Origin of the sequence: Marinobacter sp. SS8-8 (genome assembly GCF_030540945.1) — a bacterium.
Taxonomy (GTDB): domain Bacteria; phylum Pseudomonadota; class Gammaproteobacteria; order Pseudomonadales; family Oleiphilaceae; genus Marinobacter.
This window is the reverse complement of the sequence record NZ_JASSVN010000006.1, coordinates 168,112-191,163: the sequence shown is the minus strand read 5'-3', so window position 1 is coordinate 191,163 and position 23,052 is coordinate 168,112. Positions and strand designations below refer to the sequence as shown.

Annotated in this window: 21 protein-coding genes; 9 read left to right on the top strand and 12 right to left on the bottom strand. The window is 58.5% G+C overall.

From position 1 onward, the window contains the following. Window positions 1-100 precede the first annotated feature (100 nt). Window positions 101-1,069 carry a beta-ketoacyl-ACP synthase III gene (locus QPL96_RS08735; protein WP_303287004.1) on the top strand — a complete coding sequence of 323 codons (969 nt, stop codon included), beginning with the start codon at window positions 101-103 and terminating at the stop codon, window positions 1,067-1,069. 133 nt (window positions 1,070-1,202) lie between these two features. Further along, complete coding sequence (locus QPL96_RS08730) at window positions 1,203-1,475, top strand: YebG family protein (protein ID WP_303287003.1); 273 nt, start codon at window positions 1,203-1,205, stop codon at window positions 1,473-1,475. A 32-nt stretch (window positions 1,476-1,507) separates the two neighbouring features. Here the strand turns inward: QPL96_RS08730 and QPL96_RS08725 are convergent, their stop codons facing one another. Both QPL96_RS08725 and QPL96_RS08720 read right to left on the bottom strand, forming a co-directional pair. Next, window positions 1,508-3,955 (bottom strand): YbcC family protein, encoded by a 2,448-nt coding sequence (locus QPL96_RS08725; protein WP_303287002.1) that lies wholly within the window; start codon window positions 3,953-3,955, stop codon window positions 1,508-1,510. Continuing rightward, a complete protein-coding gene (locus QPL96_RS08720) occupies window positions 3,952-5,571 on the bottom strand; it encodes an NADH-quinone oxidoreductase subunit L (RefSeq protein WP_303287001.1) in 1,620 nt (539 codons plus the stop codon). The genes QPL96_RS08725 and QPL96_RS08720 overlap by 4 nt, the downstream gene beginning before the upstream one ends. Before the next feature lie 113 nt (window positions 5,572-5,684). On the opposite strand from QPL96_RS08720, the gene QPL96_RS08715 reads away from it, so the two are divergent. The 4 genes from QPL96_RS08715 (at window position 5,685) to QPL96_RS08700 (ending at window position 9,933) form a co-directional block, all read left to right on the top strand. After that, window positions 5,685-6,596: a LysR family transcriptional regulator gene (locus tag QPL96_RS08715; protein WP_303287000.1), complete on the top strand. Its 912-nt coding sequence runs from the start codon at window positions 5,685-5,687 to the stop codon at window positions 6,594-6,596. A gap of 90 nt (window positions 6,597-6,686) precedes the next feature. Next, window positions 6,687-8,177 carry an NAD(P)/FAD-dependent oxidoreductase gene (locus tag QPL96_RS08710; protein ID WP_303286999.1) on the top strand — a complete coding sequence of 497 codons (1,491 nt, stop codon included), beginning with the start codon at window positions 6,687-6,689 and terminating at the stop codon, window positions 8,175-8,177. Between the two features lie 79 nt (window positions 8,178-8,256). Continuing rightward, entirely contained in the window at window positions 8,257-8,934 is a 678-nt protein-coding gene (locus tag QPL96_RS08705) for a FadR/GntR family transcriptional regulator (RefSeq protein WP_303286998.1), read from the top strand. 3 nt (window positions 8,935-8,937) lie between these two features. Further along, on the top strand, window positions 8,938-9,933 hold the full coding sequence (locus QPL96_RS08700) for a bile acid:sodium symporter family protein (RefSeq protein ID WP_303286997.1): 996 nt from the start codon (window positions 8,938-8,940) through the stop codon (window positions 9,931-9,933). 14 nt (window positions 9,934-9,947) lie between these two features. Here QPL96_RS08700 and QPL96_RS08695 read toward each other — a convergent pair whose 3' ends face one another. Then, window positions 9,948-10,592: a J domain-containing protein gene (locus QPL96_RS08695; RefSeq protein ID WP_303286996.1), complete on the bottom strand. Its 645-nt coding sequence runs from the start codon at window positions 10,590-10,592 to the stop codon at window positions 9,948-9,950. A 149-nt stretch (window positions 10,593-10,741) separates the two neighbouring features. Here QPL96_RS08695 and QPL96_RS08690 point away from each other — a divergent pair, with 149 nt between their 5' ends. The 3 genes from QPL96_RS08690 (at window position 10,742) to QPL96_RS08680 (ending at window position 15,871) form a co-directional block, all read left to right on the top strand. Beyond that, window positions 10,742-12,919, top strand: coding sequence for a TonB-dependent siderophore receptor (locus QPL96_RS08690; RefSeq protein WP_303286995.1), 2,178 nt, complete (start codon window positions 10,742-10,744; stop codon window positions 12,917-12,919). Between the two features lie 95 nt (window positions 12,920-13,014). Then, window positions 13,015-13,935, top strand: coding sequence for an ABC transporter substrate-binding protein (locus tag QPL96_RS08685; RefSeq protein ID WP_303286994.1), 921 nt, complete (start codon window positions 13,015-13,017; stop codon window positions 13,933-13,935). Continuing rightward, window positions 13,928-15,871, top strand: coding sequence for a response regulator (locus QPL96_RS08680; RefSeq protein WP_303286993.1), 1,944 nt, complete (start codon window positions 13,928-13,930; stop codon window positions 15,869-15,871). Before QPL96_RS08685 ends, QPL96_RS08680 begins: the two co-directional genes overlap by 8 nt. A gap of 48 nt (window positions 15,872-15,919) precedes the next feature. Here the strand turns inward: QPL96_RS08680 and gorA are convergent, their stop codons facing one another. Genes gorA through gspG form a run of 9 tightly spaced genes read right to left on the bottom strand, consistent with a single transcriptional unit; the run spans window position 15,920 to window position 23,008 of the window. Continuing rightward, window positions 15,920-17,281, bottom strand: coding sequence for a glutathione-disulfide reductase (gene gorA, locus QPL96_RS08675; RefSeq protein ID WP_303286992.1), 1,362 nt, complete (start codon window positions 17,279-17,281; stop codon window positions 15,920-15,922). A 25-nt stretch (window positions 17,282-17,306) separates the two neighbouring features. Next, window positions 17,307-17,978, bottom strand: a complete 672-nt coding sequence (locus tag QPL96_RS08670) for a GNAT family N-acetyltransferase (protein ID WP_303286991.1) — start codon at window positions 17,976-17,978, stop codon at window positions 17,307-17,309. A 55-nt stretch (window positions 17,979-18,033) separates the two neighbouring features. After that, window positions 18,034-18,564, bottom strand: coding sequence for a type II secretion system protein M (locus tag QPL96_RS08665; RefSeq protein ID WP_303286990.1), 531 nt, complete (start codon window positions 18,562-18,564; stop codon window positions 18,034-18,036). 4 nt (window positions 18,565-18,568) lie between these two features. After that, window positions 18,569-19,873 (bottom strand): type II secretion system protein GspL, encoded by a 1,305-nt coding sequence (gspL, locus tag QPL96_RS08660; RefSeq protein WP_303286989.1) that lies wholly within the window; start codon window positions 19,871-19,873, stop codon window positions 18,569-18,571. A gap of 2 nt (window positions 19,874-19,875) precedes the next feature. After that, window positions 19,876-20,880 carry a type II secretion system minor pseudopilin GspK gene (gene gspK / locus QPL96_RS08655; protein WP_303286988.1) on the bottom strand — a complete coding sequence of 335 codons (1,005 nt, stop codon included), beginning with the start codon at window positions 20,878-20,880 and terminating at the stop codon, window positions 19,876-19,878. A 6-nt stretch (window positions 20,881-20,886) separates the two neighbouring features. Further along, window positions 20,887-21,648 carry a type II secretion system minor pseudopilin GspJ gene (gene gspJ / locus QPL96_RS08650; protein ID WP_303286987.1) on the bottom strand — a complete coding sequence of 254 codons (762 nt, stop codon included), beginning with the start codon at window positions 21,646-21,648 and terminating at the stop codon, window positions 20,887-20,889. Then, the gene (gene gspI / locus QPL96_RS08645; RefSeq protein WP_303286986.1) at window positions 21,648-22,022 is read right to left on the bottom strand and encodes a type II secretion system minor pseudopilin GspI; all 375 of its coding nucleotides are present in this window, start codon (window positions 22,020-22,022) and stop codon (window positions 21,648-21,650) included. The genes gspJ and gspI overlap by 1 nt, the downstream gene beginning before the upstream one ends. Then, entirely contained in the window at window positions 22,019-22,549 is a 531-nt protein-coding gene (gspH, locus tag QPL96_RS08640; RefSeq protein ID WP_303286985.1) for a type II secretion system minor pseudopilin GspH, read from the bottom strand. Before gspH ends, gspI begins: the two co-directional genes overlap by 4 nt. 6 nt (window positions 22,550-22,555) lie before the next feature. After that, window positions 22,556-23,008 carry a type II secretion system major pseudopilin GspG gene (gene gspG, locus QPL96_RS08635; protein WP_303286984.1) on the bottom strand — a complete coding sequence of 151 codons (453 nt, stop codon included), beginning with the start codon at window positions 23,006-23,008 and terminating at the stop codon, window positions 22,556-22,558. Window positions 23,009-23,052 lie beyond the last annotated feature (44 nt).

Here is a 23,052-nt window from a genome sequence, read left to right as displayed (position 1 = left end):
CAGTTTCTGGGCTTCTTTGACAAATCGCTAATTACCCACGAAGTTGCATGGGTATAGCATGGACGAACGTTAAACCAGTTATGTTTCGGGACACTCGCGAATGACCTTTGCACGAATTACCGGCACCGGCTCTTACCTGCCAGACAATATCGTTACCAATAAAGACCTTGAGAAAATGGTCGACACCACAGACCAGTGGATTCGCGAGCGCACAGGAATCGAACAACGACATATTGCCATTGAGGGGCAGACCACGGTCGACCTGGCCGAGCAAGCTGCGAGGAACGCCATTGACGCCGCTGGCATTAACGCTGAAGACATTGATCTGATTGTGTTCGCCACCTCCACCCCGGACAAGATCTTCCCGAGCTCCGCCTGCATTCTACAGGCCCGGCTGGGAATCCATGGCTGCCCCGCTTTCGATATTCAGGCAGTCTGCAGCGGTTTTGTCTATGCATTGGCAACGGCGGAAAAATTCATCAAAACCGGCAGCAGCAAGAAGGCACTCGTCATCGGGGCTGAGGTGTTCTCCCGCATCATCAACTGGGAAGACCGTGGCACCTGTGTACTCTTCGGGGACGGTGCCGGTGCGGTAATCCTGGAAGCCGATGACGAAACCGGCATTCTCTCCACGCACATCCACGCCGATGGCCAGTATGAAGAATTGCTTCATGTGCCCTGCGGTATTGCGGATGGTTATGACCAGGTAAAAGCCGGGCGCGCGTTTGTGGAGATGAAGGGTAACGAAGTGTTCAAGGTGGCGGTGAACACGCTCGGCAAGATTGTCGACGAAACCCTCGAAGCCAACCAAATGCAGAAATCGGATATTGACTGGCTGGTGCCCCACCAGGCCAATCTTCGAATCATCTCGGCGACTGCCCGAAAACTGAATATGTCCATGGACCAGGTTGTGGTTACCGTCGATCAGCATGGCAACACCTCTGCGGCTTCGATCCCCCTTGCCCTGGATGTCGCTGTGCGCGACGGGCGAATCAAGCGCGATGAGGTGATCCTGCTGGAGGCTTTCGGTGGCGGATTCACCTGGGGTTCCGCACTGCTGAGATACTGATTTTCCCTTCCCGTACCCTGTCTTTCCGGGCTTCGGCTATCGCTGAAGCCCAATTGCCATTGTGTTGGCAGCCCCCGGTCGGATAGACTGTGTTTTTATACAGTACCACTAACGCTCACTGCGAGGAATGACCATGGCAGTACAAGCAGTCTACTTTTCCGATAGGGACGGCCTGGATATGGCACTGAAAAATCCTGACACAATGCTGTTCACCTCAAAAGCCGAAGCCGATGCCCGGGACAAGGTCCTGGAGCTGGCTGAGGAAATTCAGGTATTTCTCAGACGCAAGGTTGAAGGCCTTGGCGATGACCTGGCCGAACGCTGCGCCATGGCTATCGCTGAACAGAAGGATCTGTTTCAGAAATCGCTCAAAAAGCCTGACCTTCTTAACGCGGAGCAGGAATAAGAGTCAGGGCGGCCGGTAAAGGCCGCCCTGACTCACGCTACGCTTCTCCACACCCCCTTCTCGTATTGCTCTACCCCATTCTCAGACATCCGGCACAGGCAGACCCACTGGTTCTGCACCAGGGCCGCCACGTCTGGCTGGCAATGAATCACCGACTCTATCCGCTGTGCCGGAGCATCAATCAGCACCGTCAGCCGAACCGGTTCGTGGCGCCAGAAGGTTCCGTCGTGCACCGATTGCAGGGGCAGGCCGATTCTCAGGTGCGACCCATTGCCCTCTACCACCCCCACATTGCCACCAACGACCGAATGAAGCAGTTTGTTCCCTGAGCCGTAGACGTCCGGAACCGTTACCGAAGCAAAGTACTGAAGGTTAATCCAGTTGGCTACGATCATCGGTGCGGCGAGCAGCCCTTCCAGCAGGCTGCCATCGGCATCCAGGGCGGGATCATAGTCGTGCAGGAATACCCGGCCGGAAAGATTCCTGCCGCGGGTTCTTGTCCGCCTGGCAAAGATGATGGCGGCATTGTTGGCCAACCCCCACTCCGGACGCACCTCCGACCAGTCTCTGGTCCTTGTCTCCATGGCTTCTTTCAACTGGTCATCCCCCAGCCCATTCAGTTTCAGTGGCGTTGCCCGCTCCTTGCGAACCCGAACGCCCGCCTTCTCAAACCCCGCCTCCAGATCCGCCAGCTTGTGAACGTGGGAATCCGGAATCAGGTGGCGGTCAGCAATGGTTACCTTGTCGGTGGCCGTGCAATGTTCGGCAGCCACGGCCCAGGTATAGTCGGGGATTCTTATACCCCGGGCGGCCAGCCCTGCCCGGATTTGGGGTTCGTTGACCAGGCGGGCGGCAAGGCGCGCATTGACGCCGCCACTCTGGCCGCCGCAGGCGCCGCAATCCAGTCCGGCCTGGTTCGGGTTGTTATCGGTATGACTGCCATGGCCAACAAACACCAGCAAGGGCGCAAAGCCGCCGGTTAAGGACATGCCCCGGAGCATGTTTTCTACCAGGGTTACCTTTTCCGCATCGGAAAGAGGATCGCCGCCATGGCTATGAACCAGTCGCCCTTCAACACAATGCTCATCATTGCTGTGCTGGCCACGCTTCAAGCTGTCCTTAAGCAGTTTCCAGGCCCAGGCGAGCCCGGTTGTTTCCACCATGGTGAATGTGGAGAGGCTGCTGTATTTCGCCTTTCTCACCGATTCCCGGACAATTTCTTTCTGATCCGATGCCCTGTTTTCAGCAAAGTCTTCCCGTAAGCTGCCTTTGGTATCGATTAACCGGTATGGCGCTGACAACAGCCCCGGCAGGCGTCGGACCGGCGCGAAAGGCCCGTGCTGCTGGTGCGCAATGGGCATTCCGAAAAAGCCCGCAAAACCGAGCGTCTGAACTCCGGGGTAGACCTCTTCCAGGTGCCGGCGCATTACTTCAGACCGCACATCGATACAGAAGACGGCCTGGGCTTGCGGCGTCTCGTCGCTTGGAACCGCAACCGGCTCGGCCGGTTGCCCGAACCCAAGCGCCTGCCAAAGAGCGCGCTGATAACCAAGCTCAAACGCACGCTGCCACACCCAGAGTCTGTTCCGGTCGCCTGCACGCCGTGCCCAGGCTCTGTGTTCCTGCCATTGGGCTTTCTGGGTGGGCGAGGCAAAGCCAGCGCCGAGCGACTCCCAGACCAACATGATGGCCAGCAGTTCTGCGCAGCGATCAGACGATGCCCCTTCCAGGCCGGCACGCCAGTCCTCTCCACGGCACCAGGACGCCCAGCCGTTCACCCGTAGCAACAGACTGTGGAACAGGGCCTCCAGCTCCTGACCCGAAACCCTGATGGCCTTGATTGATTCTTCAATGGCCTCATCCATGGTGTCCGGTACGGTGTTGAAAAACGCCCGGGCACCGGCCAGACCGGTTCTGAAATCGAGGGAACGATCCTCACGAACCGACTCGAGCCAGAATCCGAACAAACCCGTGTCGCATTCGCCTCGGGTCGCAGGCCAACGGCCCTGGCGCTGGTCAAAAAAAGCGCCACAGGTTTTCGAAACCTGATCACAAACAACTTCAGCCAGGCTCTCCTCACTATTGTCTGCGAAATTTTCCGAGCCTCCAGGAAACGTGCCAGGAATCGAGCCCTGCGCGGGAGCAGAGGTGTTCGGATGGCCAGGCCAGGCCAGATAATCCGAAAGACACCGCTCGTTGCCAAACTCCTCGATACTCGCCCTGAGATCCTCTTCCCGAATCCGGCCACCCTCCCAGGCCTCTCGGTAATACTCCAGGGGCATCAGCAAACTGATCCCGCCCCGCTCGTGCAGGAGCCGGTCTGCTTCCGCCGCCGTACTGTGCCTCAGGCCCCAGAAAGGGTTGACCGCAATCCACTGATCCAGCGGCCACACTGGCGCAATCAGATTACAGGCCTTGCGGAAAGACTCGCGCCAACCATCCTCCATTACCTGCAACTGCGGCACCGGTAAATTGGTCATGATCTTTCCTCCAGTCTGAACGGATGATGGGGAAGTCTACGAAACATTGACGGCACTCTCAGCGCGTCTGCCGCCAGCCTGCGGGTCAGCCGGTCAAACGGCAGGTCGAGGTAGAGCCCTTGCCGGAAGTGGGCGCCGAGCACCCGGGTTACCCGGAAACGGGCGCCCAGAACAATCAACAGCGAACACGCGGCCAGCAACGCGATCATTGCTGCCCCCAGTGCGTACCCGACCGCAGGAACGGCAAACCCCTCATGCACGGGTACAGCAGGCCCTACCAACCTATGGAGCAGTGAATAGACCGGAACCAGCAACACTGCCATACCTGCCAGCCAGAATTTGACTGCAGCCGTTGCGCCGGCCGGTATACCCATCGCCGCAGCCGCCACCGCCAGCACAAGCAGTGCTCCGAAAATCGCGTTGTGCTCCACAATCCAGGGAGCCTGGAACAGAATCAGGGTTGCAACCAGGCCGGTAGAGCCTGCCCAGAACAGCCGGTTGGTCACTGAAGACTCGGCAAAACCACCCGCCGCCGACACCACGACCGTCCGCCCGGAGGCCAGGAAGGAGTGGGCCTTATAAAGCGAGTGAGCCAACAGATGCAGCAGCGCCAGCGTGTAGGCTCCCATGCCGATTTCAAACAGCATGAACCCCATCTGCGCACAGGTGGACCAGGCCAGAGCATGCTTCACCGAGTACTGGGTCATCATGGTGAGAACCGCAACGACCGCTGTGAGGCCGCCAATCACCAGCAGTATCAGGTGTCCGGCGGTGAATCCGTCGAAGACCGGGAACAGCCGCAGCCACAGAAATCCGCCGAGGTTGATCACGCCGGCATGCAACAGTGCGGAAACCGGGGTCGGTGCCTCCATCACCCGGATAAGCCAGCCATGGAAGGGAACCTGGGCACACTTGAGAATGGCCGCCAGGGCCAGGGCCACCGAGGCCATGGTCAGCGCCAGCGAACCGCCTGCACGGGCCGTCTCACTCGCCACCATTTCTGGCAGGTAGAAGGTGCCGTAGTGCAGATACAGCAACACCACGCCGGACATCACCAGAACATCACCGGCGCGACTGACGATAAACTTCTGAACGGCTGCCATTCGAGCCTGTGGCCGGTCCTGGTAAAGTGTAAGGAGGTGGTGCAGGGCCAGGCTGACACCCATCCAGGCGCCCGCCAGAACCAGCAGGTTATTGGTGAAGACCAGAACCAGAACCGAGGCGATGGTCACCAGGAACCAGGGGAGGAAGCGATCACGGCCGGGATCCTGGCTGAGATAGTTGTTCGCATACCGCAGAATCACCCACCCAACGAACGCCACCATCAGGGCCATCCAGACGGCGATGCCATCCGGGTACAGGCCAAAGTGACTGCCGAGGGTGGCCAGGGTGTTGCTGTCGCCAACGACCACGGACTGGACGACAAGCAAGGTTGCAACCAGTAAAGACGAAGCCATTGAGAGCACCATCAGCCAGCCGGCAATGCGCCAGCAGTGATTCAGCTTCAGAGGGCTTTTCAGCCAACCGCTCAATCCGGCCAGGGCAAAAAGAGCCACCGGCAGCATCAGCCAGATGGCCATTACCAATAACGAAGAAAATTCAGCGATGGGATTCATAGGGACAAACCTTCTGTTTGGCGGAACCTTTCGGGAGTACTGTGCCCTTGCTCGAATGATATAAAAAATGGTTTATACTGATCAGTTCATTCTGTTTTTAAGAACAGTTGACGATGAAGCTCAATTACCACCACCTGTATTATTTCTGGAAAGTTGCCCGTACCGGCCACCTCACCCGGGCAGCAGACTCCCTGCATATTTCCCAGTCCGCCCTGTCAGGGCAGATCCGGAAACTGGAGGAAAGCCTCGGCCATGACCTGTTCATTCGGGAGGGGCGCCGACTCAAGCTGTCCGAGGCGGGACGCATGGCGTTCTCCTATGCCGAAGAAATCTTCCGGCAAGGTGAGGAGCTGTCGGCCCTGTTTGCCTCAGGCGCGCAGCCGAACCGGGAAATCCTCCGCATTGGTGCCGTCGCGACCCTGTCACGGAACTTTCAGGAGGGTTTTCTGCAACCCTTGCTGAATCGGGAGGATCTGGAGCTTAGCCTGCAAAGCAGCCACATTGATGAATTGCTGCGGCGTCTTTCAGCCCATCGACTGGACCTGATTCTTGCCAATCAGACAGTGCAGGGGGATGAGCAGAACCCCTGGCGCTCCCGTCTGATCGCCAAACAGCCGGTAAGCATCATTGGCCCGACGGGCCTGGAGATTCAGAGAGAGTTTCCTGAGATGCTCAGACACCGGAGCCTGATTGTTCCGGGCCCGGACAACAACATACGCCAGGCTTTTGATCAGCTTTGCGAATACCACAGGCTGCGCCCGCGCATTGCCGCAGAAGTGGACGACATGGCCATGATGCGACTGCTGACACGGGACACCGGGCACTTTGCCATCATGCCGCCAGTGGTGGTGCGGGACGAACTTAAAAGCGGCGCCCTGTCGGATTATGGCGCCCTGCCCGGCGTCTTCGAGGAATTCTACGCCATCAGCATCCGGCGCCAGTTCGAGTCCCCTGCACTCCGGGAACTGCTCTTGCAGACGTCTGATAATTTTCTTGCCCGACCACCGGTTGATCATTCTGACTAGCCAGTCTGGCCAAAAAAGTCATCCATCGGAGCCGCATAGAACCGTATACTGATCCCGAAAGGCCACAATAATAACGACGGACAGCCCTCAATGACCCAGCCCAGTGAACGTGAACGCCCGTCCATTCTGATCATTGGCGCCGGTTTCGGCGGCCTCGGAATGGCCATAAAGCTGACGCTGGCGGGCTACACCAACCTGACACTGCTGGAGAAGGCAAACCGGGTGGGTGGCACCTGGCGCGACAATACCTACCCTGGCGCGGCCTGCGATGTGCAGTCCCACTTCTACTCCTACTCCTTTGAACCCAAGCACGACTGGTCCAGAAAGTTTGGCCTGCAACGGGAAATCCTCGGCTACATGGAACACTGTGTTGTCAAATACCGGCTGGCCGACCACATCCGTTTGAATTCGGAAGTGCAGAACGCGGCTTTTGATGACAGCAACAACCAATGGACCCTTACCCTGGCCACCGGAGAGCGGTTGACGGCAAGCGTGCTGATCACGGCAACAGGCCAGTTAAATCAGCCCGCCTGGCCAAAACTCGATGGCCTTGAGCGTTTCAAAGGCAAGATGTTCCATTCAGCCCGCTGGGACCATGACTACGATCTGACGGGCAAGCGGGTAGCGGTTATCGGTACTGGCGCGAGTGCCATCCAGTTTGTGCCGGAGATTGCACCCAGGGTGAAACAGCTGGATCTGTTCCAGCGCTCTGCTGCCTGGGTGCTGCCCAAGCCGGATCGCCCCTTCAAACCCTGGGAACAGGCCTTGTTCCAGAAGATCCCGGTCTGGGACCGGATCTACCGCTATCTGATCTACTGGAAAAACGAGAGCCGGGCCCTGGCATTCACCAAATTCAGCGGATTGCTGGAGTTCCATGCCAACCGGGTAAAACGGGAAGCGAGGAAACAGGTTACCGATCCCGCAAAACTGAAACGCATCCTCCCCGACTACCAAATCGGCTGTAAACGCATTCTGATTTCCAACGACTGGTACCCGTCCATTAACCGGCCGAATGTAAATCTGGTGACCGACCCCATTGACCATATTGATGAAACCGGTGTGGTTACCCAGGGCGGCCACCACCATCCAGTGGATGCCATCATCTGCGGGACTGGTTTCCGGGCCTCGGAATTCCTCTCCCCCATGCGGATAGCCGGCCGGCGCGGAAAGACCCTGAACGACGCCTGGCAGAACGGTGCAGCCGCCTTCAAAGGCATCACCGTCAGCGGCTTTCCCAATCTGTTCATGCTGTATGGCCCCAACACCAACCTGGCCCACAACTCCATCCTGTATATGCTGGAGTCCCAGTTCCGTTATGTGCTCGATTGCCTGGATGCGCTCGGGAAATACCCCGGCTCCGCCATGGACGTCCGCCAGGACCGGCAGGACCGGTTTACCCATGTTGTTCAGGAGGGGCTTGAGCACAGTGTCTGGAACTCCGGGTGCAGTTCCTGGTACCTCGACGCCAATGGCCGGAATACCGTTAACTGGCCGGGGTTTACCTTTACCTACCGGTTCGCGACGCGACGGGTGGATACCGCGGACTATCAGTTTATTTATCCCTCTGAGCCACCTGCCTGAGGCAAAACCTTCATCAATGCTTGAAGCTTTCGCAAATTCATAGGATGATCGGTTCATCGGTTTGAGGGATGATAAACATATGCTAGAACGTATCCGCAAAGGCTCGCTGGTGGAAACCGCCATAGAAAACCTTCGAAATGCCATCGAAAGAGACGACTGGCCGGTTGGCCATCGTCTGCCGGTGGAATCGGAATTATCAGACGCTCTCGGGGTAAGCCGGAATACTGTCCGTGAAGCGGTCCGGGTGTTGGTGCATGTGGGAATGCTGGAAACCCGCCAGGGGGATGGCACCTACGTGCGCGCCACCCGGGACGCCGGCGAAACACTTCGCAGGATAGCCCGTACCCAGTTGGCGGATCAGCTGGAAGTGCGCATTATGCTGGAAACCGAAGCCGCCAAGCTGGCTGCGGCAAGGCGCACAGACCAGGATCTGCGAAACATGACCAGCGCCCTCGACGCGCGGGCCAAAGCCGGGGACGACCTGCAAAGCCGCATCCGCCATGATGAAGCCTTCCACCACGCCCTGGTGGCGGCCTCCCATAACCCCGCGCTGGCTGAGCTGTACGATTACTTCTCCCACGCCGTCGGCCAAACCATCGAGCAGACCGAAACCAATACCGATCTGCCGGAGCCCTCCCAGGAGGACCACGAACTTCTGCTGGCCGCGGTCCGTCGGCAGGATGAAACCAGGGCGGAGAACCTTGCCAGGGAATTATTGAAACCCAGCCTTCAGGCGCTCAAGCGGCAGGAGCCCTGAGATATGAAATTCAGGATTGATACCTTCACCCTGCTCCTGCTCGGCGCCATTGTTCTGGCAACGTTTCTGCCCGCCACGGGCCGGGCCGGAGACATGCTGGCGACCACCGGCACCGTGGCCGTCGCCCTGCTCTTCTTCTTCCACGGTGCCGCGCTGTCCCGTGAGCAGATTGTTTCCGGGGCCACCCACTGGCGCCTGCACATTCTGATCACCTCGCTCACGTTCATTTTTTTCCCGCTGGCGGTGTTGCCCATCAACGGACTGAGCGACGTTGTGCCGTCCTGGATGCCGAAAGATCTGGGCCTGGGGTTCCTGTATCTGGGTGTGTTGCCATCAGCGGTCTCCTCTTCCATCGCCTACACGGCCATGGCCCGGGGCAACGTGCCCGCGGCCATCTGCAGCGCCGCCGCCTCCAATGTCTTCGGCATGATGCTGACCCCCTTCCTGCTTCTGCTGTTGGTAAGCACCTCGGGTGGTGGAGACTTTTCGGTGGCCGAAGCGCTGAAAGGCATTCTCCTGCAACTGCTGCTCCCCTTCATGGCTGGCCATGCCATGCGGCCCTGGCTGGGCGGTTACCTGGCGCGGAACGAAAACCTGATGGCGCGTTACGATAAGTGTGTGATCTGGCTGATTGTCTACTCGGCGTTTTCCTTCTCGGTGGAAAGCGGGCTGTGGCAGAAACTGCCATTGCAGGCGATCCTGTTCGCTATCGCCTTGTGCCTGGGCCTGCTCCTGCTGTTTATGGTGTTTGCGCGGTTTCTGGTGCGGCGATTCGGCTTCAGCCTCGAAGACGAGGCAGCCGTGGTGTTTTGCGGTTCCAAGAAGAGTCTGGCATCAGGGTTACCCATGGCGAAGGTATTGTTCTCCGGCCACCCGGGCTTCGGGATGATTGTATTACCGATCATGGCCTACAACCAGATCCAGGTGATCGTCGGAGCCATTCTTGCGCAGAAATACCGTGAGAAAATTGAACAGGCCAATGCAGAAACAAAGGAATAGCCGGGGCCACGGTTTTAACCGCCACCCATTTCTCCAAAGAGCGTGGCAAGAATGACCAGACCCACAATCCAGCCGATGACCGCAGGCCAGAAATTGACCATCTGAGGTGGCTCATCCGCCTGCGCCTGCGCCATCTCCCTTTCTGGGTAATTGCGCTCATCCGGCAGACCCTGAACCTGCTTTATGCTGAACCAGTTAAACCAGTCCCGGAGAAACTGGGCCACAGGAGCCGGAAACGTGCCATTCTCAGCCATTGGGCGCAACTGCGGCTCGAGTTGCCGGCCGATCTCCCGGCGCAGTGGCGTCTGATCCGCCGGCGGTTCATTAAGAATCGCCTTCCAGATACCGACGTCCTTGCTCCGGGAGGCGTCGTTCAACAGTGCCTTGACCTGGATAACCACCTCACGGACAACCTGGCCGTCGCTGGCATCAAGTGGACGAGCAGCCACCTCATCCCCGCCCCGGTCCGGCTCCTGCCGCCGAACGGCTACCGACTCTTCCCCCGCTGGCTCCGGAGCATCACCCAATGCCTCCCGAAGCGCCTGTTCGAGGCGCCGGGCTTCGGCATCCGAGGCAAATTTTAGCTGTTGCTCATACGCATCCTGGATCCGCTGGCGATCACCGGTCGGTTCAATTCCGAGGATTTCCCAACAATTCATACAGCTGTAACTCCCGGCTCTGGCATTCATTACATTTTAGAGAGACAAAAAGACCGCAGTGCCCTACGATAGGCACTAACCTACGATAGGTACTAACCACTATAAAATCGTACCAACCTTATTTATCGGCAGATTATAGAACGTCAACCATGCACCAAGCGACAAAAACGGCAGGAGTCAAAAAGGGCCGCCTTTTCCTGACCTGCTTCAGCACCACTGTGATTGCCAGTGCGTTGTTGCCTTCGACAGGATTCGGCCAATCCTCCACATCTGATCTCATGCCCGGCCTGCTCGCCCTTGAGGGCGTGCAAACCGAGATACCCGAGGTTCTGACAACAACACGATTACGACAGTCAAAACTTCGGGTGCCCGGCACAACCACCGTCCTCACCGGCGACATGATTCGCGACCTGGGCATCATGAATCTGGTTGAAGCCTTCCGGCTGGTTCCTGGCATGGTCGTTGGTGCCTATGGCAGCAACAACCCGGTCGCCGCCTATCACGGAACTTCCCAGTACGAACAACGACGGATGCAGGTTCAGATCGATGGCCGCACGGCTTATCGGGTCAGCCTGGCAGACGTTGACTGGATCACCATGCCGGTGGCCCTGGAAAACATAGAACGGATCGAGGTGAGCCGTGGTCCTAACTCCGCCGCGGATGGTATCAACGCCTTCCTGGGCAGTATCAATATAATCACGCGCTCACCCCAGGACACCGCTGGCGTGGAAGCGTATGCAGCCGCAGGCTCCCGGGGCTTTGTCAGGACCTTTACCTCCGTCGGCGACGCCAGCCAGGCCGGTAGCTGGCGGCTTTCTTACGAAAAGCGCAAATCAGATGGTTTCGACACCACCAGGGATGGAGTAACCCCTTTTCACGATGGCAACAATGTCAACAACTTCAACTTTGACAGCATTATAAACATCGACAGCCGCCACTCCGTGGATGTCCGTGCCGGCGTGACAGATGGCATCAACGAAGAGGATGCTGACAGATCCGGTAAGTTCGGCGCAACAACATCCCCCGATATTATGGCCGATGACTACTACCTGCAGGTTCAGTTCAATGGCGCCACCTCCTCCAATCACTTTTATCACATCCAGGCCAGCCACCAGGTTCAGCAGCGCCGTCAACGCTGGTCTGTCAGAATCCCCGAACTACCGGAACCGGGAGAGGCCCCGCCAACTGCTCCGGATTTTTTGGCGGACCTGTTTCCTCCGGGAGTGCCGCTCCCTTCCCAGACCTCTCCGCTCATCGCAGACCTGAATGAGGATATCGAGGAATCCCGTCATGAATTCGAGTTTCAGGACACCATCATCTTCAATCCAGGCCTGAAACTGGTGTCTGGCCTGGGCTACCGCAACGACGGCTACGACTCGGAAACCTTCTTCAATGGCAAAGGCAGCACTTATCAGAGCCGGCTGTTCGCCAACCTGGAATACTCACCGATCCATTGGCTGACCCTCAATGCGGGCGGAAACTGGGAACGAACCACCACGACCGATGAGGGCTATTTTTCTCCAAGAATCGCATCCAATTTTATTTTGAATAATAACCACGCCCTGCGTTTTGTCTTCTCCCGGGCGGTGCGTACACCGGATGCTTTTGAACAGTCCCCCGACTGGTCCTACCGGCCGGCCAATGTGCGCCCCCCTTTCGAAGCGCTCGAGGGCACCCGCCTGCTGGTTGAGAATCTGGTGGATAGCAGCACCTCCACCTATGGAGAAGATCTCGATGAGGAGTGGATCACCTCCCGTGAAATCAGCTATTTTGGCCAGTTCCGGCTGGAGCAGGCAATCCTGTCCACGGAGATCCGGTATTTCAACGATGATTTTCGGGACATGATCAGCGGGGTCATTAACGAAGAAGAGTGGTTCATCGCTAACAACGTTGCAATGAAGCAGGAAGGGGTCGAACTTGAGACCTCACTCACATTCCCGGGCACCATGCTGCGAGCCACTTATGCTTACCTGGACCAGGAAGGGTATTATACCGGTGATCCTGACGCCCTCTCGCCCAAGGACCAGAGATATGTGGTCGGCCTGCTTTCCCGGCTGTCCGCCCGTCACTCGGGTAGCCTTGCCTGGATACAGGAGCTGCCATTCGAGTTACAGTCTTCGGTATCCTATTACTGGACTAACGAAGTCCGGGAGACTCGCTTCGAGCGCGCGGATTTTCGCCTCGCCAGGCGCGTTGACGGGCCGGACTACAGCTATTTGCTGGCTTTGACGATCCAGCATTATCTTGATCTTCAGGCCTGGATGAGCCCCGACAACCGGATTGAGGATCACAACCAGTTCTTTGTTGAGGCTGGGATTCGCTTCTGAGCACCTATTATGGACAGCATCTGACCCTGGACGGTATGAGGCACACATCAAACAGTTTTTTTGAAACGCGGAACCGAGCGCCGGTCCGAAGACTGGTGCTCCGGCTTTGCTTCGGCCTGCTGATCTGGGCATTTTGCCTCTCGGCTTTTGCCCAGGAGGAAGCCGCCGGGCGAACCGTCTTTCTCGCCGGCTCCGGCAATGGCGCCCTGGACCAGCATTTGACCGGCTTACTTCAGTCGCAAATGGGCGAAGGCGTCAACCTGCGCCCGATAACCGATGACCAGATTCCGATGATCGGGGAGGAGCCAGTCATCACTATTGGCCCCTCCGCCTTTTCACGGATTCGACAGGCCAACCGGAACGTGCCAATACTGGCCATGCTCGTAGACAGGTCGTTTCTGGACGCCTTTGCCGACCGCTCGCCGGGCCGGGTTTCCGGCATTCTTTACGATGTCCCCCTGATCCGCCAGGCACTGACAGGAAAGGCAATCCTGCCCCATGCGACCAGGATTGCCCTGCTGGCAACCGCCGACTCGGTGGAACTCTATGAACCACTGATTGATAAGCTGCCGGCCTACGGCATGTCGGCCAGAATTTTTCTGGTCGAGAGCAGCGACAAGCTGATTCCAACACTTGTTCGTGCCCTGGGCTACGGTGATTTCCTCCTCGCCGCGCCGGACAGCGCAATTTACAACCCGAGGACCATCAAACACATTCTGCTAACCGCCTACCGCCGCAACCGGATTGTCATCGGACCAACCCAGGCCTATGTGAAAGCGGGTTCACTGGCATCCAGTTATGCACCCTTTCCCGAGATGGTTCAGTTGGCCAGCCAATTTCTGGACACCTACTTTGAGACAGGAGAGTTCCCTCCGCCCTCTTACCCGGAGCAGTTCCGGGTAGAAATCAACAGACAGGTCGCGCGTTCCCTGAACATCCCATTGCCCAGCCGGGAGGACATTGCTGCCCGGGTGGATCGACAACTGACCGTCAACGGGGAGGCGGCTGATGAGTAATACACCCGCACTGCAGCGCCCGTTATCCCGCAAGCTGTTGCTCCTTGGGGCTCTGCCCGCCGTTACCATGTTCCTCGTGCTTATGGTGTTTTTCACATCGGCCCGGCTGGAGGATGCCCGCCGCGACTTGTCGGACAGCAGCCAGATGCTGGCAGACAGTCTGGCTCCGGCTCTGGAGTACGCGGTTGTATCCGGCAATACCCCGGCTCTGGACCAGATTCTCTCGCAATCCCTGCGCCGCAGCAGGGCGGGCTGGATTCGGGTATCGGATGTTCTGGGCGAGCAGATTGGCTTCGTTGCCCAAGGACCGGTGAATCCGCAGGAGAACCCGGAACGCTATCAGGTTTTTGAGGCAGAAATTCTCCAGCAACCTCTGGAACTGGGGTCTGAGCGCACTGCGGAGTGGTTTGAACCGGACTATGGCTTTGGTTCCGGCTCGCTGCGATTGGGAACAGTACAGGTCGGTGTCGGCACGGATGTCCTGGCGGAACGTCGCCAGGACATCCTCTGGACATCCACTGCTGTTGGTGTGGCGTTGCTTTTGTTCACCATCCTGATCATCAACCATTTCCTGACCACGATTCTCTCTCCGATCCGGGATCTGGCAGGCCGGATCAGCAAGCTGACCGCTGGCGATTACCAGGAACGGCCGTTGAATACCCATCAGACATCCCGGGAAGTTGTTGCAATTGAAGAACAACTGAATCAGCTCGCAAACCACCTGGCCGGCCTGCAGACCGCCCGGGATCAGACCCTGGCGGCGTCTGAAAGTGCTCGTGAAAGGGCGGAAACGGCAAATCAGGCGAAATCCGAGTTTCTTGCAACAATGAGCCATGAGCTACGTACACCACTCAATGGTGTGCTGGGCATGATTGACCTTGTCCAGGAAGAACCACTCAGCAACCGCCAGCGCGACTACCTCACCACGGCCCGCCAGTCCATGGACGATCTGCTGACCGTTATCGGCGACATCCTCGATTACTCCCGCATGGACAGCGGAACTCTCAAGCTGGAGAGCCAGAAGTTTGACCTCAGACAACTCATCTCGAACTGCACCGCCACCTACCGGCATGTGGCCGAGCAACAGGGGCTGGCTCTGAATCTCACATTTTACGGCGATTGGCCCGAGACCCCACTGGTAACCGGTGACGCCGCGCGCCTTCGGCAGGTGCTCGCCGGGCTGGTGGACAATGCCATCAAGTTTACCAGTGATGGCTTTATCAATATTCAGGCCGGCTGCTTCTGCCTTGAAGACAACTGCGTCATCCTGAACTGCTCAGTCAGCGACTCCGGGTCCGGCATTCCGGTGGAGCGCCTGCACGACATTTTTAATTCCTTTGAACAACTTGATAGCGGAAACGCCCGGCTGCACGGAGGTACCGGGCTGGGCCTGTCCCTGGTGCAATGCCTGGTGGAACTGATGGGCGGCCACATTCAGGTTGACACCGACCTCGGCAAAGGTTCCTCGTTCCGGTTCGAGCTGCCCTTTGAGCTGGCAAACGCCACCAGCCAGCCCGACCCCTCCGGCCCACCGCCACGGGAAGCCATCAACGGCACCCGCCACGCCCTGGTGGTGGAGGACAATCCCGTGAACCAACGCGTGGCCACCGCCATGCTCAGCCGGTTGGGCTTCCAGACGGACTCCGCCAGCAATGGCGAGGAAGCCCTGGAGAAGGTCACCACCAATCACACGGGCTATGACATCATTCTGATGGACTGCCAGATGCCTGTTATGGATGGCTATGAAGCCACGCGTTATATCCGGGAATGGGAACAGAGCAACGGCCAGACCGGCACTCCCATCATTGCGCTGACGGCGGATGTGCTGCCAGGCACGGAAAAAAGCTGCCTTGACAGCGGAATGAATGACTACCTGGCCAAACCGGTCCGAAAGGAAAATCTGCGCGAAGTACTGGGCCGCTGGATACAGCTTTGAGGTGGTTGGCGCCCTTGTGCGGGCGCCTTTCGGTGATTCAGGGCCGGTTCAGGCCACCGGCTCTCTCATGGTGACGAACTCTTCCGCCGATGTCGGATGAATACCCAGCGTGGAATCAAACTGCGCCTTGGTGGCACCGGCCTTGATGGCAATGGCGAGGCCCTGGGTTATCTCGCCGGCATCCGGCCCGACCATATGGGCCCCCAACACCCTGTCATTTTCATCGTCCACCACCAGTTTCATCAGGCTGCGTTCATCCCGTCCGCTGAGGGTGTATTTCATCGGCCGGAATTCAGAGCGATAAATCCGCAGGCGGTGCCCTGCTTCGCGGGCCTCCTCCTCGGTCAGGCCAACCGTACCGATGCTGGGCTGGCAGAACACAGCGGTGGGTATGGCGGAATAATCCATTTCGCCCTGGCCGTCACCGAACAGTCGCCTGGACAGCACCATGCCTTGCGCCAGGGCCACAGGCGTGAGCTGCGGAGTGCCAATCACGTCACCGAGTGCCGTAATTGAGGGGACGGCGGTCTGGAAATGGTCATCCACAACCACATACCCGGACGCGCTCAGCTGGACGCCCAGATCGGTCAGCCCCAACCCGTCGACCAGGGCCCGCCGGCCCGTTGCGGCCATCACCAGGCCGGTTTCCATGACTTCACCGTTACTGAGCTGCACCCGGTAATGGGCATTTTCAGCGTCAACGGATTCAATCGTGACGCCATACTTCAGGATGACACCCTTCTTGCGCATTTCGTTTTCCGTGAACCGGCGGACATCACCATCAAACCCTCGCAGGAACAGATCGCCGCGATACAACAACGTGGTCTCAACACCCAGCCCGGCCAGAATGCCGGCAAACTCAACGGCAATGTAACCACCGCCCCAGACGACTGCCTGTTTTGGCAGTTGCGGCAGGTAGAACATCTCGTTGGAGGTAAGAATGCACTCTTTACCGGGTACGTCCGGAACCACCGGCCAGCTGCCGGTGGCCACGGTAATGTGTTTCGCCGTATATGACGTGTCGCCGACCACCACCGTATGAGCATCAGACAGAGTGGCAGTGCCTTCGATAATCGTAACCCCGGTACTCTCAAGCAGCCGGCGGTAAATGCCGTTCAGGCGCTCAATCTCGGCGTTCTTGTTGGCGACCAGTCTGGGCCAGTCAAAACGGACATCATCAAGCGGGACCTGCCAGCCATAACCAGCCGCGTCTTCCAGCTCATCGTGAACGTGGGCACCGTATACAAACAGCTTCTTGGGTACGCACCCCACGTTGACACAGGTGCCTCCCAGGTACCGTGATTCCACCACGGCAACGCGGGCGCCTCGTTGCGCCGACATACGGGCAAGTCGAACACCGCCGGAGCCGGCTCCGATAACAATCAGATCAAAATCCTGCTGGTCAGACACAGCTTCCCCCGTTAACAATTAAAAATCAGGTACGGCCTGGCGCGGCTGTTTTGCTTTCCGGATGCACTTCCCGGAACAGAACGTGATCCTGAAAATCTCCGAGCTGGATCTTGCCCAGGCTTCGGAAACCTTCCGACTCGTAAAATGGCAGGTAGCGGCTGTTGCCAGTAACCAGAACCAGTCCGTTGCCCCGCGGGTTTTCCGCGCAGAGTTTTTCGACCGTTTTCAGCAACAAACGACCGTAACCCCGATTCTGATACTCGGGATTCACGCCCATCATTGGCAGTTGGTGCGCCAGTGGCTGAGGCAACATGTCACCGATCTTCTCGTGGTAATCCAGGTACCGGCGAGTAGAGGCGAAACCGGTCGTCAGCACCATGCGGATCCGCCAACTGATCTGCTCAGCCAGGTTCATCCGGAGTTCAGGTTTCCCGATGAAAGCAACGGCAACAAGCGTATCGTCCACCATCACGCCAATAGCATCCTGACCGAGCTCGAAGTACAGATCAATCAGTTCGCGTATGGTCGCCCGCACCCGTTGGGCATATCCGGGACGCCGGTGATCAAACAGGTACTGGAATGTCGGCTCATTCCGGTAGGCGTGGAACAGTATGGACCTGGCTTCATTACGCGCCGTTTCGTCCAGGCGAACAATGGCTGGTTCGGATGTGTTCTTGTTGTCGCTGCCGTTACTCATCGCGTCCTCTCCTGCGTCAGTTACGGGTAAGGAGGCCCGGAAACCGTTTTCAGAATCAGATGGCCAGTGTTAAACGAACGGATACCCGCCCCGGTTCACTTGCCCTGTCCATGGCGGCCTGGTCAATTACCACACCATGATTGCCATTCAGCAACTCCAGCCAAACCGCCACCTCTGCAAAAGGCGCGTTCTCAAGCCAGACCCGAATGGCGACATCTCCACTGGGCTCAAATCGCTGAAGCGACAGGCCCGCCTCACCGGCGGAACGGGTCACCAGCGCCATCAGGGCACGACCATCCCCGGGTTTGTCCGCAGTCGCCGCCGGGGTACTGGCGCCGGAACTTCCCAGACGCCGGATCGTCTGTTCGTTCGCCTGCATCCAGGCCAGCAATTCGCCGGCATTGTCCCGCGCAGCCACTGAGTGCTCGTAAAAGCCCGCAACCGGGCGCCAGACGGCAACGTAAAGAATGCCCAGAAACACCGCGATTGCGAGCACCGCCAGAGCCTGCTGGTCGCGCGGGGGCAACTGGTCGTATTGCGCGATGAGTTTGCCGACCACTGGCTGATCCTTGATTCTGGAAAACATACCGTTAGCCTCCTGAAACCGTCAGGCGGCCACGTGCACCGCTCGCTTCGTTAACAACAGAGCCGATCTTCGCCTCAAGGCCCTGGTTTGCCAACCCGTTTCGCAATGCGCTCAGGCGATCATAGCTATCCGCTCTCACATCCACGATCAGCTCACCCCGCGAGCGGCTGTAATTCACCGAGTTGAAGTTCACCGCCCGGCTACCCGGCAGGCGCGCGTATTGTTGGCCGGTGTATTTCATCAGGGTGATGAAGTCCACTTCCGGTCCATTGGAACCGGCAACCCGCAGTTGCCCTTCGATCACGCGCCTGACATTGCCGGCATGGGTCCGACGGTCATTGGGGAAGGCGTCGCGGTAGATGGCCATGGCCTCGCTTTGTAATTCTCCTGCCTGATTCTGGTAATAAAATCCCATTCCGGCATTCAACGCCACCTGAATCACAAACCAGACCGCCGCTACCGCAATCAACGGCTTCCAGGGCTTCAGCGGGCTTGCCTTGCCGGATTTCAAGGAAAACCTGCCCTGGCACAGATTCACCGGCTCACACCGGTGGTGGTGATGAGCGTAGGCCAGCAACTCAAGGGGCATGAGTTCCAGGACTTCCTTGCGCACCGCAAGACGCCCAGAGCCACTCAACTCGGCAATGGCCGATTGCTGGATGTCGAACTCATCGCCGGTACCATAGAGGGTGACCGGTATTTCCGCCACAACCTCTTCAGCGGAGGGTGCCGCAAGGGTATGGGCAAACATACCGAGGTTTGCAGACTGCATGCTCAGCCACTCGCCCCGTTCACTCACCATCATCGCGATATCGCCGTCAAGGCAGACCGACCAGCCTCCATCGGTGCGCGGCAATAACGAAGCGTCCGGATAGATGGCCTCCAGGCGCACGTGCTCCCAGCCGCTGAACAGGTGCACCCACTGCGCCATTCGTTCCCGGTCTATGGCTGCTACGCGGTAGCCCTGTTCGGTATGCCCCCCAAGTGCCAGGTGCACGGAATCAATGTCCTGGGCGATCTGTTCCTCAACAGCATAGGGTAATGCCTGGTTGATAAACCGGCTTTGCTTTGCGGGAATATCGGCCAGGCAGTATATCGCTTCCTCGCCGGGAATAAGGCCGATCAACAGAACGTTATCCAGGGCGTTCTGGCCCAGGGTCTGCTCAATGGTATCGCGACTGTCTCCGATGCCACGGGCCTGGGTATCACCACTGGCGTCGTGCAGCACCCAGTTGAACATCTGGGCACCGGGATCCTGGTCAGCGTCCGCAAACGGCGGTATCGGGCGGACGTAAAGGCGATAAGACATGATTATCCTTCTGAAATGGTAAAAGGCTCTTTGGTAATTCGGTTCTTCTGCCCGATATCCCTGTGGACCGTCTGGACTTCGCCTTCCGGAGTCCGGAACACGGTGCTGACCATATTCACAACACGGTTATCGTAGGTAATCCGTGAGGCAACTTCAAAAAACCGCGTCTGCAGCCCCAGGCCAACCGACTTCAGCCCGAGGCCGGCGAACTCTTGCAGGGCTAGAAAATCCTGAAGGTTCTCGAACCGTTCCTCTTTCCGCCGTGCAAGAATAGATGCGGCCTGGGCGTCCGTCAGATCTTCATGCAGCGAGCGAATCACCATGGCGGTGGCAGTATTCACATTAATTCCCGATCCGTTGACCGGCAGGGCCGCCACGTGGGGCCGCAGGGCCTGATAAATCCCTTTGGTCATGCCCTCGATCAGGCGCAGCTCGGTAACGGTGGTAAACGGCTGGTTGCCGGCCCGGTATCCCGGATTCGCCATCAGGTACTGGCCATCCTCGGCGCCATAGGCGGTGACTGTCTGGTCATCCGCGTCGATCCAGTCCACCAGTGAATCCACGGAAACGGCGGTTATGCCAAGTGCTGCAAAGAGCCGAACAAAACGCTCCCGGGCCACGGGATCCACCTTGCCAGTGCTGTCTGCCAGGTCGTTCAGATTCAGCCGGCCACCAAGGTCGTCAATCTGGACCTCAGCCACGCCATTGTTATCCAGCGGCAATACCGCCGCATTGGCGGCCCAGAACTCGTCCAGACTGTCGACCATCAGGTTTTTTTCCTTGTCCTCATTAAAATCCCTCCGCAGGATCTGACGGGCAAAGACCTCCGCACCGAGCGCGATACTCTGGCCCTGCTGCTGGGCCAGATAGTGGCCCGCCCTGAATACCCGGAGGCTCTGCTGCTGGGTCATGCCCGAGGCAAGCATGACCACCAGCGCCATGGCCAGTAGCACCATGATTAAAGCCACGCCACACTGGCGGTCAGGTAACGCCGGAATACGCGCCATAGCGGCCTAGCCTCCCTGCCCCGGCACGCCGGTGTTTTCACCCGGCTGTTCCTCGGTGCCATTCTCTTCGGTCTTGCTGGCAGCCTGGTTGGCCTGGTTAACGGCACCCTGGGCAATGGCCGGATCAAAATCCGGCAAGGCAAAGGTTCTGACCAGCGTTCCGAAGCGCTCATGCTCCAGGGTCACCTCCATACCCAGTGGCAACGGGGCATCCGGCCGGCTACCGGGTGTCAAGCCGGCCATAACCTCATCCGTCGGCCATTGCGGCTGCCAGCGGCGGTTCCAATCCAGAAACCGCACTTCCAGACGTTTGACACCCTCCAGAAGCAGCACATCGCGACTGTCATCTTCCTGGCCCTGATCCACCATCGGCCAGTACCGGCGCCGCAATTCGCTGCCGGTGTATTCCCAGCCAACGCGTTGCAAGCCACTGCGGCGGATGCCAAGGGGGTTGCGCCACCCCTGGCGGGTCAGCAACAGGGAGAAATCATCCTGACGGCTGGAAAGCGCAGGCAGGAAGTCGCCGTAAATGTCCCGGGCCGGCCTGTTGACCAGTTGCATAACATCGCGCTCCAGCAGCAGCATGGCCCGCTGCAGACCGTCGAACTGTTCAGCCAGCTCATTGACCCGGTCGCGGGAATTCACCACCCCGTTGATGACCTGCCACACTCCGAGACCGATAACAGCCGTGATGGTCACCGCAATCAACACCTCAAGCAGGGTGAAGCCAATTTGCGGGTTTTTACAGGACTGTCGGGACACGGCCATCATTGTGCGCCTACAAAAGCCGACAGGGTATGAACCGGAACCGGTGCCGCACCATCCTCACGGTAACGGGCGACCGTGACTTCAACCCGGCGCATTTTCGCCTCGGCGGTGGCCAGTATTGCTGTCGTCACCCGCCAGCGATATGGCCCGAAGTCGGTATCCTCGGAGTTCTCGGAGATTCCCGGAAGGTTTTCCTGCAGGCGGACTTCGTTGATCCGGTTATCCGCCAGCCAGCTCGCCAGGGTTTTGTCACGCACCCGTTCATAGCTGGAAATGTACTGGCTGCCCACTTCGGCTGCGGCGGTCGCAATCAGGCCGAAAACCAACAGGGCAATGAGCACTTCAATAAGCGTGAAACCTGTCTGCGTTTTCACCCGCCGCTCCCGTCATCGCCCGGTTTGCGCCACCTCATGGGCGACACACCATCAGAGGCCAGCACGTGCAGGGTGTCAGAGCCGTTGCCAATGGTGAACTCCAGCTCGAACGGCGTCGTCTCGCCACTGGAGAAAAACACCACGTCCGGGAGCAGGGTATCCTTTGATGAGACCAGTCTCGGCGCGCCGCTCTCAATGAATTCGGTAACGGTCAGCCACTCCGGAAGGCTTCGGGCCCGGAACAGTCGCTCGCCGGAGGCCTTCCAGTCCCCGGTCTGGTCCCGGAACGCCAGGAACTGGTAGCTGTCTTGCTCAAGCCTGAGCCCCAGTTCCAGATTATTGAGTACCGCCTGTTCGGAGGCCGTCTGCATCAGCAGATACAGTTCCCTGACCTCGTCCTCCAGCTCACGCTGCCGGGAGCTGCCGCCCATGGTAAATACGGCGAGTGACGCCAGCAGCCCCACAACCACCAGGACCACCAGTATTTCAATCAGGGTAAAGCCGGTATGCGGGGCTCTGGGCTGCACAATGGTTCAGCCCTTGGTGTTCCAGACACTGATATCGGCAGCGTCGCCGTCACCGCCTTCCTGGCCGTCGGAACCGTAGGAATAGAGATCATAAGGGCCCTCGGTGCCCGGGCTTACGTACTGGTATTCCGATCCCCAGGGATCTTCCGGCACGTTCTTCAGGTAGCCATCCGGGTTCCAGTTCCTGGGTTCCGGGCTGCCGCTGGGCTTCGAGACCAGCGCTTCGAGACCCTGCTGGGTGGACGGGTAATGGCTGTTGTCCAGGCGATAGAGATCCAGCGCGTTGGCAATGTTGCTCAACTGGGTTTCCGCCACAGTGACTTTCGCCTGATCGCTCCGGCCCATGATGTTTGGTGCCACGATGGCCACCAGCAGGCCCAGAATGACCATAACCACCATGATTTCGATCAGGGTAAAGCCCCGGCTGCGATTGTGTGTATTCAGGTTCTTGATCGTCATTGTCTCACTCGTCATTGGCATGGATTGCTTTCGGTTCGGATTCG

Coding starts and splice junctions, on each gene's coding strand:
- QPL96_RS08735 (WP_303287004.1), top strand. CDS start 101: ATGACCTTTGCACGAATTACCGGCACCGGCTCTTACCTGCCAGACAAT.
- QPL96_RS08730 (WP_303287003.1), top strand. CDS start 1,203: ATGGCAGTACAAGCAGTCTACTTTTCCGATAGGGACGGCCTGGATATG.
- QPL96_RS08725 (WP_303287002.1), bottom strand. CDS start 3,955: ATGACCAATTTACCGGTGCCGCAGTTGCAGGTAATGGAGGATGGTTGG.
- QPL96_RS08720 (WP_303287001.1), bottom strand. CDS start 5,571: ATGAATCCCATCGCTGAATTTTCTTCGTTATTGGTAATGGCCATCTGG.
- QPL96_RS08715 (WP_303287000.1), top strand. CDS start 5,685: ATGAAGCTCAATTACCACCACCTGTATTATTTCTGGAAAGTTGCCCGT.
- QPL96_RS08710 (WP_303286999.1), top strand. CDS start 6,687: ATGACCCAGCCCAGTGAACGTGAACGCCCGTCCATTCTGATCATTGGC.
- QPL96_RS08705 (WP_303286998.1), top strand. CDS start 8,257: ATGCTAGAACGTATCCGCAAAGGCTCGCTGGTGGAAACCGCCATAGAA.
- QPL96_RS08700 (WP_303286997.1), top strand. CDS start 8,938: ATGAAATTCAGGATTGATACCTTCACCCTGCTCCTGCTCGGCGCCATT.
- QPL96_RS08695 (WP_303286996.1), bottom strand. CDS start 10,592: ATGAATTGTTGGGAAATCCTCGGAATTGAACCGACCGGTGATCGCCAG.
- QPL96_RS08690 (WP_303286995.1), top strand. CDS start 10,742: ATGCACCAAGCGACAAAAACGGCAGGAGTCAAAAAGGGCCGCCTTTTC.
- QPL96_RS08680 (WP_303286993.1), top strand. CDS start 13,928: ATGAGTAATACACCCGCACTGCAGCGCCCGTTATCCCGCAAGCTGTTG.
- QPL96_RS08670 (WP_303286991.1), bottom strand. CDS start 17,978: ATGAGTAACGGCAGCGACAACAAGAACACATCCGAACCAGCCATTGTT.
- QPL96_RS08665 (WP_303286990.1), bottom strand. CDS start 18,564: ATGTTTTCCAGAATCAAGGATCAGCCAGTGGTCGGCAAACTCATCGCG.
- gspL (WP_303286989.1), bottom strand. CDS start 19,873: ATGTCTTATCGCCTTTACGTCCGCCCGATACCGCCGTTTGCGGACGCT.
- gspK (WP_303286988.1), bottom strand. CDS start 20,880: ATGGCGCGTATTCCGGCGTTACCTGACCGCCAGTGTGGCGTGGCTTTA.
- gspJ (WP_303286987.1), bottom strand. CDS start 21,648: ATGGCCGTGTCCCGACAGTCCTGTAAAAACCCGCAAATTGGCTTCACC.
- gspG (WP_303286984.1), bottom strand. CDS start 23,008: ATGACGATCAAGAACCTGAATACACACAATCGCAGCCGGGGCTTTACC.